General features: G+C 55.9%; 16 protein-coding genes. 11 read left to right on the top strand and 5 right to left on the bottom strand.

Going from position 1 to position 16,802, the window contains the following annotated elements; all coding sequences use genetic code 11:
• Positions 1-11: 11 nt before the first annotated feature.
• From DFP90_RS11685 to DFP90_RS11675, 3 genes are all read right to left on the bottom strand, one after another.
• Positions 12-695: an HdaA/DnaA family protein gene (locus tag DFP90_RS11685; RefSeq protein WP_115936672.1), complete on the bottom strand. Its 684-nt coding sequence runs from the start codon at positions 693-695 to the stop codon at positions 12-14.
• Positions 696-698: 3 nt separating this feature from the next.
• Complete coding sequence (locus DFP90_RS11680; protein WP_115936671.1) at positions 699-1,808, bottom strand: AI-2E family transporter; 1,110 nt, start codon at positions 1,806-1,808, stop codon at positions 699-701.
• Positions 1,809-1,870: 62 nt separating this feature from the next.
• Positions 1,871-2,989, bottom strand: a complete 1,119-nt coding sequence (locus DFP90_RS11675) for a DUF2066 domain-containing protein (protein ID WP_115936670.1) — start codon at positions 2,987-2,989, stop codon at positions 1,871-1,873.
• A gap of 53 nt (positions 2,990-3,042) precedes the next feature.
• On the opposite strand from DFP90_RS11675, the gene purM reads away from it, so the two are divergent.
• Together purM and purN are read left to right on the top strand one after the other, a co-directional pair.
• Entirely contained in the window at positions 3,043-4,116 is a 1,074-nt protein-coding gene (gene purM, locus DFP90_RS11670; RefSeq protein WP_245957045.1) for a phosphoribosylformylglycinamidine cyclo-ligase, read from the top strand.
• On the top strand, positions 4,116-4,754 hold the full coding sequence (gene purN, locus DFP90_RS11665) for a phosphoribosylglycinamide formyltransferase (RefSeq protein ID WP_115936669.1): 639 nt from the start codon (positions 4,116-4,118) through the stop codon (positions 4,752-4,754). Before purM ends, purN begins: the two co-directional genes overlap by 1 nt.
• Before the next feature lie 80 nt (positions 4,755-4,834).
• Here purN and ndk read toward each other — a convergent pair whose 3' ends face one another.
• Positions 4,835-5,257 carry a nucleoside-diphosphate kinase gene (gene ndk, locus DFP90_RS11660; RefSeq protein WP_115936668.1) on the bottom strand — a complete coding sequence of 141 codons (423 nt, stop codon included), beginning with the start codon at positions 5,255-5,257 and terminating at the stop codon, positions 4,835-4,837.
• Positions 5,258-5,457: 200 nt separating this feature from the next.
• On the opposite strand from ndk, the gene DFP90_RS11655 reads away from it, so the two are divergent.
• Entirely contained in the window at positions 5,458-7,350 is a 1,893-nt protein-coding gene (locus DFP90_RS11655) for an ABC-F family ATP-binding cassette domain-containing protein (protein WP_115936667.1), read from the top strand.
• A 20-nt stretch (positions 7,351-7,370) separates the two neighbouring features.
• On the opposite strand, the gene DFP90_RS11650 is transcribed toward DFP90_RS11655, so the two are convergent.
• Complete coding sequence (locus DFP90_RS11650) at positions 7,371-8,552, bottom strand: MFS transporter (protein ID WP_115936666.1); 1,182 nt, start codon at positions 8,550-8,552, stop codon at positions 7,371-7,373.
• 191 nt (positions 8,553-8,743) lie between these two features.
• Between DFP90_RS11650 and DFP90_RS11645 the strand changes: the two genes are divergently transcribed.
• Genes DFP90_RS11645 through deoA form a run of 8 tightly spaced genes read left to right on the top strand, consistent with a single transcriptional unit; the run spans position 8,744 to position 16,753 of the window.
• Positions 8,744-9,742 carry a BMP family lipoprotein gene (locus DFP90_RS11645; protein WP_115936665.1) on the top strand — a complete coding sequence of 333 codons (999 nt, stop codon included), beginning with the start codon at positions 8,744-8,746 and terminating at the stop codon, positions 9,740-9,742.
• Positions 9,743-9,761: 19 nt separating this feature from the next.
• Positions 9,762-11,363 (top strand): ABC transporter ATP-binding protein, encoded by a 1,602-nt coding sequence (locus DFP90_RS11640; protein ID WP_245957044.1) that lies wholly within the window; start codon positions 9,762-9,764, stop codon positions 11,361-11,363.
• The gene (locus tag DFP90_RS11635; protein WP_115936663.1) at positions 11,360-12,490 is read left to right on the top strand and encodes an ABC transporter permease; all 1,131 of its coding nucleotides are present in this window, start codon (positions 11,360-11,362) and stop codon (positions 12,488-12,490) included. The genes DFP90_RS11640 and DFP90_RS11635 overlap by 4 nt, the downstream gene beginning before the upstream one ends.
• A 2-nt stretch (positions 12,491-12,492) precedes the next feature.
• On the top strand, positions 12,493-13,467 hold the full coding sequence (locus DFP90_RS11630; protein ID WP_115936662.1) for an ABC transporter permease: 975 nt from the start codon (positions 12,493-12,495) through the stop codon (positions 13,465-13,467).
• A gap of 1 nt (position 13,468) precedes the next feature.
• Positions 13,469-13,861, top strand: a complete 393-nt coding sequence (gene cdd / locus DFP90_RS11625; protein ID WP_115936661.1) for a cytidine deaminase — start codon at positions 13,469-13,471, stop codon at positions 13,859-13,861.
• A complete protein-coding gene (locus DFP90_RS11620; RefSeq protein WP_115936660.1) occupies positions 13,858-14,658 on the top strand; it encodes a purine-nucleoside phosphorylase in 801 nt (266 codons plus the stop codon). Before cdd ends, DFP90_RS11620 begins: the two co-directional genes overlap by 4 nt.
• Positions 14,655-15,422: a deoxyribose-phosphate aldolase gene (gene deoC, locus DFP90_RS11615; RefSeq protein WP_115936659.1), complete on the top strand. Its 768-nt coding sequence runs from the start codon at positions 14,655-14,657 to the stop codon at positions 15,420-15,422. Before DFP90_RS11620 ends, deoC begins: the two co-directional genes overlap by 4 nt.
• A gap of 8 nt (positions 15,423-15,430) precedes the next feature.
• Positions 15,431-16,753, top strand: a complete 1,323-nt coding sequence (gene deoA, locus DFP90_RS11610; protein ID WP_115936658.1) for a thymidine phosphorylase — start codon at positions 15,431-15,433, stop codon at positions 16,751-16,753.
• The last annotated feature ends 49 nt before the right edge of the window (positions 16,754-16,802 follow it).

The following is a 16,802-nucleotide window of genomic DNA, read 5'->3' as shown; positions in this document are numbered from 1 at the left end:
TGCCCTCAGCCTCATTCTTTTTCCCTGTGCAACGCTTCCAGAACATCCCCGGCCAGAGGAATGGTTATGCGTCTTTGGGCGGCAAGCGATTCCGCATCCAAACGGGCAACGAAATCCCGCACGGCAGTAAAATTCCGTTCCAATCGGGGCAAGATATAGGAAAACACCTCAGGACCTATGATCAGGCGCCGATCGGCCGCCTGCTTCAAAAGCAGGGCTGCCATCAAATCCTCTTCTGGCGTTTTCAACGCAGCCGATACTGCGGTTCGCAACCGGGAATCAAGATCCGCAAGATCGATATTCCACCTGGATGGCGGCTCCAGCGCGGTGAGCAACAAGGTTTTCCCCGTTTCCTTGCAAAGATTGTAGAGATGGAAAAGCGCTTCCCAATGGTTACCCTCTTGAGCATTTTCCACGGCAACAGCGCTCACATCTTTCAACAGGTCAGGCACCTTCTCCACCGTCAGATCGCAACCTTCGATCAGACTTGCGCGGGCTTGTTCCCTCCAGACATTCACCAGATGTGTTTTGCCGGCACCATGCGGCCCATGCAGCACCATCGCAACGGAGGGCCAGACGGGCCATTTATCCAGCCATGCCACAGCTTCCTCGTTGCAGGGCGCAACAAGAAAATCCTCCCGCCCAAGCGCGGAACGGAAAGATAGATCCAGGGGCAGTTGGCGTGCCGCATTCATGCCTCAGTCGCGTCCCTCACTCATGGCATCATCCTGCCCAGACACGGCAGGATTTGTGATCACCGGGTTGAACAGCGGGCTGGACATATATTTCTTCAGTGAGAAACGCGCAAGCACTCCAATCACCGCCGTGACCGGCACAGCCAGCAAAACGCCCAGAAAACCGAATAATGCGCCCCCCGCCATCAGGGAAAATATGATCCAGACCGGATGGAGCCCGACACGACCGCCAATCAAACGCGGTGTTAGGACATATCCCTCCAGGATCTGACCGATCCCGAAAACGCCCGCGACCAGGGCTATATATAGTACCTGATCGAACTGGGCGACTGCCACCCCCATGCCCAACGCAAATCCGACCAGCATACCGAAATAAGGGACGAACGAGATCAACCCGGTAAAAAAGCCTATGATCAGACCAAATTCCAATCCGACCATGGCAAGTCCCACACCATAAAAACTCCCCAGCAACAGGCAAACCATTATCTGACCACGGGCAAAGCCGCTTAAGGTCTGATCAATTTGCCGGGCGATGCCCCGAATGGTTTCCAGATGACAACGCGGCAGCCAGCCATCAATTTTGGCAACGATATGATCCCAATCCCGCAACAAATAAAACGTCACGATAGGCGTCAGAACGATTAATGAAATGGCATTCACAATCGCGCCAACACCGCTGATCAAACGTCCGGCAATCTGCCCAACCCCTTTGAATATGGTGCCGGAAATGCCTGCGGCTTTGTCAGTCAGCGAGTTAAAATCCTGGCCCGCAAGCTGTTCCTGGATCAGCAGGATGAGCGGTGCCAATTTTTCGCGAATATTCGCAGCATAGGTGGGCGCACGTTCCGTAAAGGCCCGGATTTCCGCAAAAGCCGCAGGTAAAATGATGGCCAGCACCAACATGAAGATCACAAAGAAAACAACCGTCACGATCGTGGTGGCAATGGTTCTCGAACAGCCATGCTTCTCCAGCCAGTCACAGACCGGATCCAGGAAATAGGCGATTGCCATTCCCGCTACAAAGGGCAACAGCACCTCACGAAGCAGATAGACCAGAACAAGAAAAACCAGAAATCCGCCGATCCAAAAATAGGTCTTTTTCTCTGTCGTCATGCCCTTCCCCCGCTTCACATCATCTTTAAAAATGCCAAAGGCGCCCTTTGGAACATATAGATCTATCGATTAACCGTTAACACCCAATACTGCTTGGCTAAATCATAATCCAGACGCAGGTCATTTTGTGCCAACGCGGTCCGCAATTGCTCCGTAGTACCAATATAATCCATTGAAACTACAGCCTCTTTAACCGATAAACTTTCAAGACTGTATCGGTCAATGGTGGATTGCTGTTCAAGTTTCTTGCGAATTGAAACCCACTCCTGCAAACCGCTTACATTCACTGTGACCACCAAATTCCGCCGACCGGCTGAATGATCCACCAGATTGCCCCGTTTCCAGCTCTCCACCAGTTCCGACAATGTGTTGCGGCTGGCAACGGCCAGAATTTGTTCCAGTGTCTGGCCTTCTTGGCTGCGATAATCTGATTTGAAATTCACCCCATCCCAGCCGGGGGCCATGACGCGTGTTTCAATCCGGATCCCCTGATCACTGCTCAATGGGGCTTTCTCTAGAGAAGCCACCGTCAAAACCACACCGTCGGCATTATACTTCCCGGCAATGGCCATCAGCTTTTCCTGATCCCCGGCCAAAGCCTCCCGCACATTAATCACGGACACGTCGCCCAGATCACCCCAGGGAAGAGCCACCGGAACAAGATCCCCTTTTAGCCTTTCGCGGGCCCAGGCCTGGAACCAGGCATTCCCCTCTTCCCACAGCAATGCTGTTCCAGCATGGCGCATGACAGGAAGAATGAGCAGCCGTTTGCTCTGCGTCTCCACAAATGGAATGGCGTTTTGCTGCAGCAGGGCGCGAATCAGGTCCGGCCGATATTTGATGGTAATGCTGGCAAGGTAACGCCCCTGCCCGCGGGACATTTTTTCATCCGCAACGGACAGGCCGTAAACCATCTGCTCTAGTTGCTGATCACTGATTTTTGGCAATTTTCCGCGGTCCTGGCGCAGGGTGAGAATCTCCAGCAGCCGCTGCAAGCCACGGCGCTTTGCGACTGCTAGACCTTTTTCCTTCGCCGCGACCTCTGTTTTGGCGGTTTCATCCACCGAGATACGCCGAACCTCGTATAGGGAATCATTTGCCTGCGCCGCATTGAACAGGGCAAACAGAGTGAAAACACAGAAAAAGTGCAGAAAAAAGCGGCGACAGGGGGTGCTTGGCATTGCAAAGCTCTCCGAAATTTGTATGTTCTGACGCCGTTTATAGCCTCTTTTCCGTGGAGGATACCATAGCTACTGACCAGAAAAAAAATGGCCTGACCTATCGCGACGCCGGTGTCGATATCGACGCGGGCAATGATTTGGTGAATGCCATCAAGCCGCTGGCCCGTGCAACCCGCCGCCCGGGTGCCGACAGCTCGCTCGGAGGTTTCGGGGGTCTTTTTGACCCGAAAGCCGCCGGTTATAAAGACCCCGTGATGGTTGCCGCAACCGACGGTGTCGGAACCAAACTGAAACTGGCCCTGGAAACAGGTATCCATAACACGGTCGGCATCGACCTTGTTGCCATGTGTGTGAACGACCTCGTGGTTCAGGGCGCAGAACCACTCATTTTCCTCGATTATTTTGCCTGCGGGAAACTGTCGGTAGAGGTTGCCCGTGATGTGGTCGCCGGCATCGCCGACGGCTGCGGCCAGGCCGGTTGCGCGCTGATCGGTGGGGAAACCGCCGAAATGCCGGGCATGTATGGTGACGGCGATTATGACCTCGCCGGCTTTTCCGTCGGCGCGGTTGAACGTGACAGTCTGTTGGATGGCAGCCAGGTCAAACCCGGTAATGTCCTGCTCGGCCTAGCCTCCAGCGGCGTTCATTCCAACGGTTTCAGCCTGGTCCGCAAGATCCTGGAAACCAATGACCTTGGCTTTGGCGATGCCGCCCCGTTTGCCGAGGGGAAAACTCTGGGAGAAGCCCTGCTGGAACCGACCCGGATTTATGTGAAACAATCCCTCGCCGCCCTGAAAACCGGTGGCGTGAACGGGTTCTGCCATATCACCGGCGGCGGCTTCTACGAGAACCTGCCGAGGGTTTATGGCGAGGATCTGGCCTGCAGTGTCGATGTCGACAGCTGGCCTTCGCTACCGGTGTTTGACTGGCTGGCACAGGCGGGCAACATCGCGGCGACCGAAATGCTCCGGACCTTTAACTGCGGCATCGGCATGGTGCTGTTTGTCGAAGCCGACAAAGCGGACGAAATCACCGCGGCCCTTGAAGACGCCGGTGAAAGCGTTTACCGCATCGGTGAAATGCATGAGCGTCAGGACGGTCCCGCCGTCCATATCCGGGGGCTTTGATGGCCAGCCCGCTTAAGGTTGGCGTGATTATATCCGGTGGCGGCTCCAATCTGCAGGCGCTGATTGATGCCGCTGCCGCTCCGGATCTGCCTGCCGAAATCGGTCTGGTCATTTCCAACAATGCTGGCGCTTATGGTCTTGAGCGGGCACGCAAGGCCGGCATCGCGACCAAAGTGATTGATCACCGGACCTATCCGGATCGCGAAAGTTTCGACCGGGATTTGACTGTCGCACTTGAAAAAGCCGGCGTAGAGCTTGTTTGCCTGGCGGGATTCCTGCGTGTGCTGACCGACGAGTTTGTGAATCACTGGCGGGACCGGATGATCAACATCCACCCGTCCCTGCTGCCGAAATACAAGGGTCTGCACACCCATAAGCGAGCCATTGAAGCTGGCGAAGAATATCACGGCTGCACGGTGCATTATGTGCGCCCTGATTTGGATACCGGGCCGCTGCTGCTGCAGGCGCGAGTGCCGGTCCTGGAGGGAGACACACCGGAAATCCTGGCTGGCCGCGTCTTGGAAAAGGAACATCTCATTTATCCGGAAGCACTCCGGAAAATTGCTTTGGGCGAAATTACCGTTGAGGGCGAGACCCCAATGGTGAACGGCCATCCCGGACCGGTTTTGATCGACTGAATTCACACAGATCAATTAGACAATAAAAAAGGCCCGGAAAATTTCCGGGCCTTTTTTAAATCGCAATCGATTTTCTTCGATTAACCGGTGATTTCAGAACCAGCAAAGAAGAAAGCGATTTCTTCCGCAGCGGTTTCCGGAGCATCGGAACCATGTACGGAGTTGGCTTCAACGGACTCGCCATAGGTGGCGCGAACGGTGCCTTCGTCAGCGTTTGCCGGGTTGGTGGCGCCCATGATTTCACGGTTGCGCAGGATGGCGTTTTCGCCCTCCAAAACCTGGACGACAACCGGACCGGAAGTCATGAATTCAACCAAGTCATTGAAGAAAGCGCGCTCTTTGTGCACACCGTAAAAGGTTTCCGCCTGTTCGCGGGTCATGCGGATACGCTTCTGTGCAACGATGCGCAGGCCACCGTCTTCAAACATAGCGTTGATTTTGCCAGTCAGGTTGCGGCGCGTGGCGTCCGGCTTGATGATCGAAAAGGTACGTTCGATGCCCATAATATAGCCTCTGAATCTAAATCTAGTCGCCATTGGAAATCCAAGGCGTTCGGGCGCGCCTTATACCCGTGTTCCTGCATCTGGGCAACCCCGCAAACAACCCCTTCTCCGCATTGCGATCAAGATTGTTGCTTTTTTGCCAGCAATTACCGTCATCAAGCCAATTGATAGCCCCCCTCACCCATGATAGACCGCTGATCATGTTAACAGTTACGAATCTTGAATATCGCATTGGTGGCCGCGTATTGATCGACAATGCCTCCGTTCAGATCTCCGATGGCCATAAGGTCGGCCTTATCGGACGCAATGGTGCGGGCAAAACAACCTTCTTCAATCTGCTGACCGGCAGGCTGCATGCGGATGGCGGTGAGATCACCATCGGCACACGCGAAAGCATGGGTACCGTCGCGCAGGAAGCGCCCGATGGCGACACCGCCTTGATCGACATCGTGCTGGCTGCCGACAAAGAACGCGCAAGCCTGCTGGCCGAATCAGAGACTGCGACAGATCCTGAGCGTATTGCTGAGATTCACACAAGACTTGCCGATATCGGTGCCCATTCCGCGACGGCGCGGGCGGCCACCATCCTGGCCGGCCTCGGCTTTGATGAAGCAGCCCAGATGCGTCCCATCAGCGATTTTTCCGGCGGGTGGAAAATGCGCGTGGCACTTGCCGCCATCCTGTTTGCCGAGCCCGACATTTTGCTGCTGGATGAGCCGACCAACCATTTGGACCTGGAAGCCGCCCTTTGGCTGGAAGGCTATCTTGCAAGCTATCCGAAAACCATCATCCTGATCAGTCACGACCGGGAATTGCTCAACAAAGTTCCCAACCGGATCCTGCATCTGGAAAATGGCAAGATCACCCAATATACCGGCAATTACGACCGGTTCGAACAGACCAAACGGGAGGCGGAAGCTCTCGCCGCCGCTCAGGCCGCGAAACAGGCCGCCCAGCGCGAACATATCCAGAAATTTGTCGACCGGTTCCGCTATAAGGCCAGTAAGGCCCGCCAGGCACAAAGCCGTTTGAAGATGCTGGAGCGCATGGAACCAATCATGGCGCTCTCTTCTGAGCGGGCGATCACTTTCCAGCTGCCCGATCCGGAAGAACTACCGCCCCCGATTCTAACCATGGACCAATGTTCTGTGGGCTATGGTGACAATCCGCCCATCCTGAAAGATCTAAACCTCCGGATTGACATGGATGACCGGATTGCCCTGCTCGGCGCCAACGGCAATGGTAAGACTACATTGCTGCGCATGCTGGCAGGTCGCTTGGCCAACCGCGATGGTGAAATGCGCAAATCCAACAAGTTGACCATTGGTTATTTCGCACAGAACCAGCTGGATGAATTGGAAGCCCATCATACCGCCATCACCCAGATCCTGGCACATCGCCCCAAATGGACCGACCGGGAAGCCAGAACCCACCTGGGCGCTTTCGGCTTCGTGCAGGATAAAGCGGAAACAAAGGTTTCCAGCCTGTCCGGCGGGGAAAAAGCCCGCCTGGCGTTGGCCTGTATCTGTTTGGATAAGCCGCATATCCTGCTTTTGGATGAGCCGACCAACCATCTGGATATGGATTCCAGACAGGCCCTTGTCCAGGCGTTGGGCGATTACCAGGGCGCGGTCATCCTGGTCAGCCATGATCCTTATCTGGTGAATGCTTGCGCAGATCGCCTGTGGCTGGTTTCCGATGGCTCCTGCCGGTCCTTTGACGGCGATCTTGAGGAATATAAATCCCTGTTGCTGCAACAGCGCCGGGAGGAACGGCGTGCGCAAAAGCAGCAAAAACAAGGCGAGAAAGATCCGGCCCAAAACAAAAAGCAGGACCGCAAAGCCCGCGCCGACGCCCGCGCCAATAGCGCGCATCTGAGAAAGGCTGCTAAACAGGCGGAAAAACAGGTTGAAAAGCTGCAATCCGAAATAGATCTGGTAAACGCCAAATTGGCGGATCCAGACTCCTATGGCAATGACACCGGAAAACTGATCGCGATGAACAAGAAACTGGCGGATTTGACGCGGGATTTGGAAGATGCGGAAACCGCATGGCTGGAAGCGGCCGAAGCGTTGGAAGAAGCCACAGCCTGATCCCGGTCAATGAAGAACGGTCAGTCAGCCGCCCTCGACGGGGCGGCGCTGCCTTCCCGGATCTTGCGCATATTCAACAGCAACATGAAGCCGGAAAAAACCGTCATAGCCCCCATGACCCAAAAGGTCTTCCCCTGCAGTGCACCATAAAGCTCTCCGGAGATCCACATGGCACCGCCAAAGATGATCCCCATGGCCATGACATCATAAAGCCCCTGGGCCGATGCCCCCAGATGATCGGGGATCCGCCGGGTGATGAAGGTCACAACCGCCAGATGGGTGGCGGCATAGGTACAGGCATGCAGGCTTTGAATGGCGATCAACCAGACGAGATCAGTCGTGAGCCCCATCACGAACCAGCGCAGCGTGCCGCCTAGGATCGCCAAAGATAACAAACCGATAATATCAAGCTTTATCAATAATCTGCGACCAAAAGCGAAGACCAGGACTTCGATCACGACCCCTTCGGCCCACAGCAACGCGATTTGCGATTCGCTCAAACCCGCCGCCTGCCAATGAAGTGAGGCAAAACCATAAAGCGCCGCATGGCTGGCCTGGATGGAGGCCGCGATCCAGACAAATGTCCGGAACTCAGGGATCCTGAAGGCTTCCCAAAAGGAAGCTTTTGAGCCTTTAGACCGGTTGGAACGAAGATCCGGCAGGAACAGGACCGCGAGAACTGCCAGGCCTGTACACCAGGTCAGCAATTCCAGGATCAAGCTATTTTCGCCTCCTTGAACATACCAGCCCGCCAACAACGACACGACAATGAAGGATAATGACCCCCACAGCCTCGCAGAACCGTAATCCAAGGCACGCTGGCGGACCGCCAGAACGCTGATACTGTCAGATATGGGAATTTGGGTGGTGAACATCGCCCCGCCCAGCGCCCATAGCAGAGCCACAGGCCAGAATCCGGTAACTTGATGCAGGCTGAGCACAACGAAGAAGTAACCGATGGCGAGTACGGCCAGCCAAAGCTTCCTCCGACCGGTGATATCCGCCAGTGATGAAAATAGCGGTCCAATAATTACCTTGAGCCAGAAGGCTGCGCCAAGAATAAGCCCCACCTCATTTTCGCTGAACCCTTCCCCTTTCAGCCAGACCGGAAAGAGTGCGAGCACGATCGCGGCACCGCTGAAAAGCGCTGCATAATTAAGGCCGAAGAGGAATTGGTCGCGAAGATGGGGTTTGCTAGCCATGATCCTGCGACTGTTACAGAAGTCCGGCCAGCAGGGCAACCGATTGATCACGGATCAAGTCTACAACTTGACCATTTGGTCAATTCTGTTATAGGGCTAATCTGATGGGCTAAAGCTTCTGTGAAAAAGGTAGTAAAGCAGCCCGACACGATTATAATCGGCCAAGAACAAATCCATCAGGGGAGTTTACCATGAAAGCCATTAAATATGCGGCCGGTGCCGCCGCGGTCATGTTCGCCGTGGCAAGCGCACAGGCAGGAGACTTCAAACCCGCCGTCGTCTTCGATATGGGCGGCAAATTCGACAAGTCCTTCAACGAAGGTGTCTATAACGGCGTTGAGCGGTTCAAGTCCGAAGCCGGCACCAAATACCGCGAGTTTGAGGTCACCAACGAGACCCAGCGTGAACAGGCCATCCGCAAAATGGCTCAGCGCGGCAGCAATCCCGTATTGGGCATTGGATTTGCCCAGGGTCCTGCCATCGAAAAAGTGGCTACGGAATTCCCGGACACCAACTTTGCCATCATCGACATGGTCGTAGACAAACCCAACGTCCAGTCCATCGTCTTCAAAGAGCATGAAGGCTCTTTCCTGGTCGGCGTTTTGGCGGCTATGGCGTCCAAATCCGGCAAGGTCGGCTTTGTCGGCGGCATGGATATTCCGCTGATCCGTAAATTTGCCTGTGGTTTTGCCCAGGGTGCCAAACATGCCAATGCCGATGTTGAGGTCATCCAGAACATGACCGGCTCCACGCCTTCTGCCTGGAACGACCCGGGCCGTGGCGCGGAACTGACCAAGGGTCAGTTTGACCGCGGTGTGGACGTTGTTTTCGCTGCTGCTGGCGGGACCGGTATCGGTGTTTATCAGGCGGCAGCTGATGCCGGCAAATATGCCATCGGCGTTGATTCCAACCAGAACCACCTGCATCCGGGCACCATGCTGACTTCCATGCTGAAACGCGTCGATGTCGCAGCTTACAACGTATTCAAATCCAGCTCTGAAGGTAAATTCGTGCCCGGCATGAATGTGTTGGGTCTGGCAGAAGGCGGTGTTGGCTGGGCGCTGGACGAGCATAACGAGAAACTGATCTCTGCTGAGATGAAAGCGGCCGTCGACCAGGCGGAAGCGGACATTATCGCAGGCAAAATCGTTGTTCAGGATTATATGTCCGACAACAAATGTGACTACTGATCTGCCGGATTATCCAGCAATGGCTAACACGGAAACGTTGGTAGAAATGGTCCAGCCGGAGAGCGAAAGCTCTCCGGCTGCCATCAATCTGCGTGGCATTAGCAAGGCATTTGGCCCTGTTCAGGCCAATGATGACGTCAATCTCTCTGTGCCGAAAGGCACCATTCACGGCATCGTGGGTGAGAATGGCGCCGGCAAATCCACGCTTATGAGCATTCTTTATGGATTTTACGAAGCCGATCGCGGCGACATTTATATTTCTGGCAAAAAAACCAAAATCAAAAACTCCACCGATGCTATCAAAGCCGGCATCGGCATGGTGCACCAGCATTTCATGCTGGTGGATAATTTTACAGTCCTTGAGAATATCATGCTGGGCGCCGAATCGGGCGCCATGCTGTCCGGCAGCATCGCGGCCGCCCGCACGGAGCTGGAGCGGCTTGAACGGGAATATGGCCTGTTCGTCAATCTCGACGCCATCACGGAAGAGCTTCCGGTTGGCGAGCAGCAGCGTGTGGAGATCCTCAAGGCGCTTTATCGCGGCGCGGAAATCCTGATTCTTGACGAACCGACCGGAGTTCTGACCCCGCAGGAGACCGACCAGCTTTTCAAAATCCTGGACTCGCTTCGCTCCCAGGGGGTCACGGTAATCCTGATCACGCATAAACTGCGCGAAATCATGGCAATCACCAATAACGTCTCCATCATGCGCCAGGGCAAGATTGTGGCCGACCGAAAAACATCCGAGACCAACCGCGAGGAACTGGCGGAATTGATGGTCGGGCGCAAGGTTCGCATTGAGATCGATAAGGACGATCCAAATCCCCAGGCCATGCTGTTGGACGTGGATAATCTGACCGTCACCGATTCCCAGGGGATCGACCGTCTGGATCATGTTTCCTTCGGCATCCGAGCCGGAGAGATTGTCGGCATTGCCGGTGTATCCGGCAACGGCCAGAGCGAGCTTTTGGAGGCTTTATCTGGCATTCAGCCCGTTTCCGAAGGCTCCTTTGTCTTGAACGGCGTCACGGTGAATGCGAACAATCCCAAGGATGCCGCAGAAATCCGGGACCTGGGATGTGCACATGTCCCGGAAGACCGCCTGCGTTTAGGGCTCGTCAAAACCTTCAATGCCGCTGAATCCTCCATCCTCGGCTATCATCTTGATCCCGCCTATAACGGCAGGATCCTGACCAAGCCGGATGCGATCCGGAACCATTGCGCCGATTTGATGGAGAGTTTTGACGTCCGCCCGCGCGATCCTTCTTTGAAGTCCGCCAATTTTTCCGGCGGGAACCAACAAAAGCTGATCCTGGCGCGTGAAATGAAGGACAAGCCGTCTGTGCTTCTGGTCGGGCAACCGACCCGCGGCGTCGATATCGGGGCGATTGAATTCATCCATAAACAGATTGTCGCCATGCGCGATGAGGGCAGCGCGATTCTGCTGGTATCCGTTGAACTGGACGAGGTCATGTCCCTCGCCGACCGGATCCTGGTCATGTTTGAGGGCCGCATTGTCGGCGAAGTCAGCGGCAAAGATGCGGATGAAAAGACATTGGGCCTGATGATGGCCAACGCTTTGCCGCGCAATAACAAGCAAAAACAAGAGGGTCAGGCATGAGCACCAAGGTAAAGAAGCCCCTGCCCGTCTGGGCGGATGTCGCGCTTATTCCCCTGATCAATATTCTGCTGGCCCTGTTCGTGGCCGGACTTATCGTGCTGGCGATCGGGGAAGATCCGTTTGAAGCGTTGGAAATCCTGATCCTGGGCGCTTTCGGATATGAAGAATCCCTCGGATATACTCTGTATTACACCACTAACTTCATCTTCACCGGTTTGGCCGTGGCTGTGGCGTTCCATGCAAGCCTGTTCAATATCGGTGGCGAGGGCCAGGCCTATATCGGCGGCCTGGGTGTCGGGCTGATCCTGCTGGCCCTGGATGGCATCCTGCCTTTCTGGATGCTGCTGCCACTGGCCATCATGGCTGCTGCCCTATTTGGCACGGCCTGGGTCGCGGTTCCGGCCTATCTTCAGGCCTATCGCGGCAGCCATATCGTGATCACTACGATTATGTTCAACTTCATCGCCTATTTCCTGATGAACTACCTGCTGGTGGATGTGATCAAGGCTCCGGCGCAAATGTCCCCGGAAAGCCGGGTTTTTGCAGATAATGCCCATATGCCTTTCATGCATGAGATTCTCGGCTGGTTTGGCATTGAAACCGCGGCTACGCCTCTCAATGGAAGCCTGTTCTGGGCGGTTGTTTGCTGCATCTTTGTCTGGATATTCATTTGGCGCACCCGTTGGGGTTATATGCTGCGAACCGTCGGGCAAAATGAATCCGCGGCACAATATGCCGGTATCGATTCTCGCAAAATCGTCATGGTCGCCCTGGGCATTTCCGGCGCGCTGGCAGGCTTTGTCGGCATGAATGAAGTCATGGGGGTCCATCATAAGGTTCTGTTGAACTTTGTTGCCGGTTACGGCTTCACTGGTATTGCTGTCTCCCTGATGGGACGGAACCACCCCGTGGGCATCGTATTGGCCAGTCTGCTTTTTGGCATCCTGTATCAGGGCGGTGCCGAACTTGCCTTTGAGATCCCAGCATTCAGCCGGGAATTTGTTGTCGCCATTCAGGGCCTGATCATTCTCTTCTGCGGTGCGCTCACCTATATGTGCAAACCCTGGATCGAGGGCCTGTTTTACATGCTGCAATCCGACCCCAAACCCGCTGAGAAGGAGGCATAATCATGGAAGACCTGATTAATATCGCCATCTCCACCCTCGCCGGGACGGTGCGTGTCTCCACGCCTTTGATTCTTTGTGCCATGGCGGGCCTTTTCTCGGAACGGTCGGGCATCATCGATATCAGTCTGGAAGGCAAAATGTTGGCTGCGGCCTTTGTGGCTGCCGGTGTTGCCTATGTCACCGGCTCCGCCTGGGTCGGGCTTGGCGGTGGCATCCTGATTGCCGTCGGTCTCAGCCTGCTCCATGGGTTTGCCTGTATCACCCACAATGGCAACCATGTGGTCAGCGGCGTTGCCATCAATATCCTGGTTTCCGGCCTGACTGTCGTTTTGGGCGTGGTTTGGTTCCATCAAGGCGGACAGACGCCGACCCTGCCCCAGGAAGCGCGCTTCCTGCCGATCCATTTTCCGCTCGCGGAAACGCTTTCAGAAATTCCGGTCATCGGTCCCTTCTATGCCAAAGTAATCAGCGGGCATAACCTTTTGGTCTATCTCGCTTTTGCCCTTGTAGCAGTCACCAGCTGGGTGGTGTACAAGACCCGCTTTGGCCTGCGCCTGCGGGCCGTCGGCGAAAATCCAAACGCAGTCGATACGGCCGGTATTTCCGTAACCTTCCTGCGCTACCGTGCGGTGATGATCTGCGGAATTTTGACCGGGATTGCTGGCACCTATCTGTCGGTGGCGCAGAATGCGTCTTTCGTCCGGGAAATGTCCGCGGGCCAAGGCTATATCGCGCTTGCCGCCATGATTTTCGGCAAATGGCGTCCCGTGCCGGCCATGCTGGCCTGCCTGATGTTCGGGTTCCTCGATGCGGTTTCAATCCGCCTTCAGGGCGTCGTGCTGCCGGGCATCGGAGAAGTGCCGGTCCAGTTTATCCAGGCCCTGCCCTATATCCTGACGGTGGTGCTGTTGGCTGGCTTTATCGGCAAAGCGATTGCGCCCAAGGCAATCGGCGTTCCCTATGTGAAGGAACGGTAATATGGATCAAAAACTGTTTGATTTGGCCAAGGCCGCCATGGAACAGGCTTATGCGCCCTATTCCAATTTCCATGTAGGCTCCGCATTGCAGGCGGAAAATGGTAAACTCTATAGCGGGTGCAATGTGGAAAACGCCGCCTATCCGGAAGGATGCTGCGCGGAGGCCTCTGCCATTTCCGCCATGGTGCGTGATGGCGCCCGCAGAATCGAGGAAATTGCCGTGATCGGCGGCGGGGACGGTTTGGTAACGCCTTGCGGCGGCTGTCGGCAAAAGATCCGCGAATTTTCCAGGCCGGACACCCCTATTCATGTCTGCGGTCCGGATGGTTTGAAAAAAACGTTTACTCTCAATGAATTGTTGCCCGATTCTTTCGGGCCGGAGAATCTCGAATGACAGATGCAGCTAAGGTCATCAAAAAAAAGACCAACGGCTTTGCTCCCAAAGTGGGGATTGTGTTGGGATCCGGCCTCGGCGGTTTTGCCGATGCGGTCGAAGATGCCCATGTGATTGGCTATGAAGAACTGGACGGTTTCCCGCCCAGCGGCGTGCATGGCCATGCCAGCCGCCTGGTGCTGGGCCGCGTTGGCCAGACCGATGTGGCCGTCTGCCAGGGCCGCGCCCATTATTACGAGCATGGCAACCCGGCAGCGATGAAAGAGGTTGTACGCACCCTGAAAGCGATTGGCTGCGAGACCCTGATCCTGACCAACGCTGCCGGCAGTTTGTTGGAAGAGGCCCAACCCGGCGCGGTCATCATGCTCAATGACCATATCAATCTGACCGGTGTCTCACCCCTGTTCAACGAGACCGGCAACAGCCGTTTTGTTGATATGGTGGATGCCTATGATCCGTCAATTCGCACCAAACTGGAGACAATCGCCAAGGATAATGGCATTACCCTGCACCAAGGCGTTTATGCCTGGTTCTGTGGGCCGCATTTTGAGACGGCGGCGGAAATCCGCATGGCTAAGACCCTCGGAGCTGATGCGGTCGGTATGTCCACCGTGCCGGAAGTGATCCTGGCCCGCGAAGCCAGCATGAAGGTTGCCGCCATGTCGATCGTGACCAATATGGCCGCGGGCATGAGTACAACCGCCCTCAGCCACGAACAGACCATGGACAATGCAGCCGAGGGCGCTGCCAAAGTGCAGACATTGATCACCGCCCTGCTGGAAGGATCGCTTTCATGACCTCGGACAAGGATATCGCAAAACGCGCGCTCTCCCTGCTGGACCTGACCAGCTTGAATGATACCGATAGCGAAGAGACAATCCGGGCCCTTTGCGCCAAGGCAGTCACACCGCATGGCCATGTGGCTGCGGTCTGTGTCTGGCCGCGCTTTGTTGCGCTGGCGGCCGAGTTATTGAAAGACAAGCCGGTGAAGATCGCTGCCGTTTCCAACTTTCCGGATGGTGGGTCCGATATTGACCAGGCCGTCCATACCAGCCAGCAGATCATTGAGGCCGGCGGTGATGAAGTGGATGTTGTCTTCCCCTATCGCGCCTTCCTGCGCGGGGATGTTGATACTGCGGCACAATTGGTTGCAGCCTGCAAAAAAGCCTGTGGCGAGTATGGCCGTTTGAAAGTCATTCTGGAAACCGGCTGTATGCCCGACGCGGACAGCATCCGGAAGGCCAGCGAGCTCTCTCTTGCCAATGGTGCGGATTTTATCAAGACCTCCACCGGCAAGGTGCCGGTTTCCGCGACACCGGAAGCGGCAAAAATAATGCTGGAAACCCTGCGCGACACAGGCTCTGAAGCGGGCTTCAAACCGTCCGGCGGCATCAAGGATGTGGCAACGGCGGGTAATTATCTAGCGCTTGCCGATAAAATCATGGGTGAAGGCTGGGTCAATCCCGACCGTTTCCGGTTTGGCGCAAGTGGCGTCCTGACCAGCCTTATTGCAGTTCTGGACGGCGATGATGCCCCGGCCCCTGCCTCCTCCGGTTATTGAGTGGAAATATGTTAGCACAAGAAATTATTCGCAAAAAACGCGACGGCAAGGCCCTTTCCAACGAAGAGATTGCTTTCTTTGTTAAAGGCATCACCGAAAATTCGGTCAGTGAAGGACAGATCGCTGCCCTGGCCATGGCGGTCTTTTTCAACGGCATGACCATGGATGAGCGGATCGCCCTTACCCGCGGCATGATGCATTCCGGCACCGTGCTGGAATGGGATAATGACGATCTGGGCGGCCCGGTCCTCGACAAGCATTCCACCGGCGGTGTCGGGGATAAGGTGAGCCTGATGCTGGGCCCCATTGTCGGCGCCTGCGGCGGTTTTGTGCCGATGATCTCGGGCCGCGGCCTGGGCCATACCGGCGGCACGTTGGACAAATTTGATTCCATCCCGGGCTATTCCGTTTCCCCCGATGACGCCACCTTCCGCAAGGTGGTCAAGGAAGTGGGCTGCGCCATCATCGGCCAGACCGGCAACCTAGCCCCGGCAGACAAGCGGTTTTACGGCATCCGCGATGTGACCGCGACGGTCGAATCCGTGCCGCTGATCACCGCCAGCATTCTGTCGAAGAAGCTGGCGGCGGGCCTTGACGGTCTGGCGATGGATGTAAAAACCGGCAATGGTGCCTTTGCAGACAGCCTGGAAATGGCGCAGGAACTGGCTGAAAGCATCGTGGCCGTGGCCAATCACGCAGGCGTAAAAACATCCGCCCTGATCACCGATATGAACCAGGTCTTGGGCTGGCATGTGGGCAACGCGGTTGAAATGCGCGAAACCGTTGATTACCTGACCAATCCGGCCAAGCGGGAACCGCGCCTGCACGAGATTGTCATCGCCCTTGCGGCCGACATGCTGCGTCTCGGCGGCCTGGTAGGCAGTTTCGAAGAAGGCCAGCAGAAAGCCCAGGCAGCCCTCGATAGCGGTGCGGCCACCGAGGTATTCGGCAAAATGGTTGCCGCCTTGGGCGGCCCCGTCGACTTTGTCGAGAGAAGCCGCAGCTATCTCGAAGAAGCTCCTGTTAGAAAAGAGCTTTTCGTGAATGAACCGGGCTTTGTCACTGCCATTGACACCCGCGCCGTCGGGGTTGCCGTGGTTGAGCTTGGCGGCGGCCGCCGTGTGGCCAGCGACAAAATCGACTATGCTGTTGGCCTGACCGATTTTGCGAGTCTTGGCGACAAACTGGACAACCAGACCCCGCTGGCCACCATTCATGCCCGCAGTGAAGCAGCAGCTGAAAAAGCGGCGGATGCCATCCTGCAGGCAATTGAAATTGGCGGCAACGCACGGGAAACCGGCAAGCCGGTCATTGAACGCCGGGGCGATTGAACCCATTTTGCCTAACAGGACCGAATCATCCGGATCCGGTCCAAACGGT

Source organism: Aestuariispira insulae (assembly GCF_003385955.1).
Taxonomy (GTDB): domain Bacteria; phylum Pseudomonadota; class Alphaproteobacteria; order UBA8366; family Aestuariispiraceae; genus Aestuariispira; species Aestuariispira insulae.
This window is presented reverse-complemented; position numbering and strand designations above follow the sequence as displayed.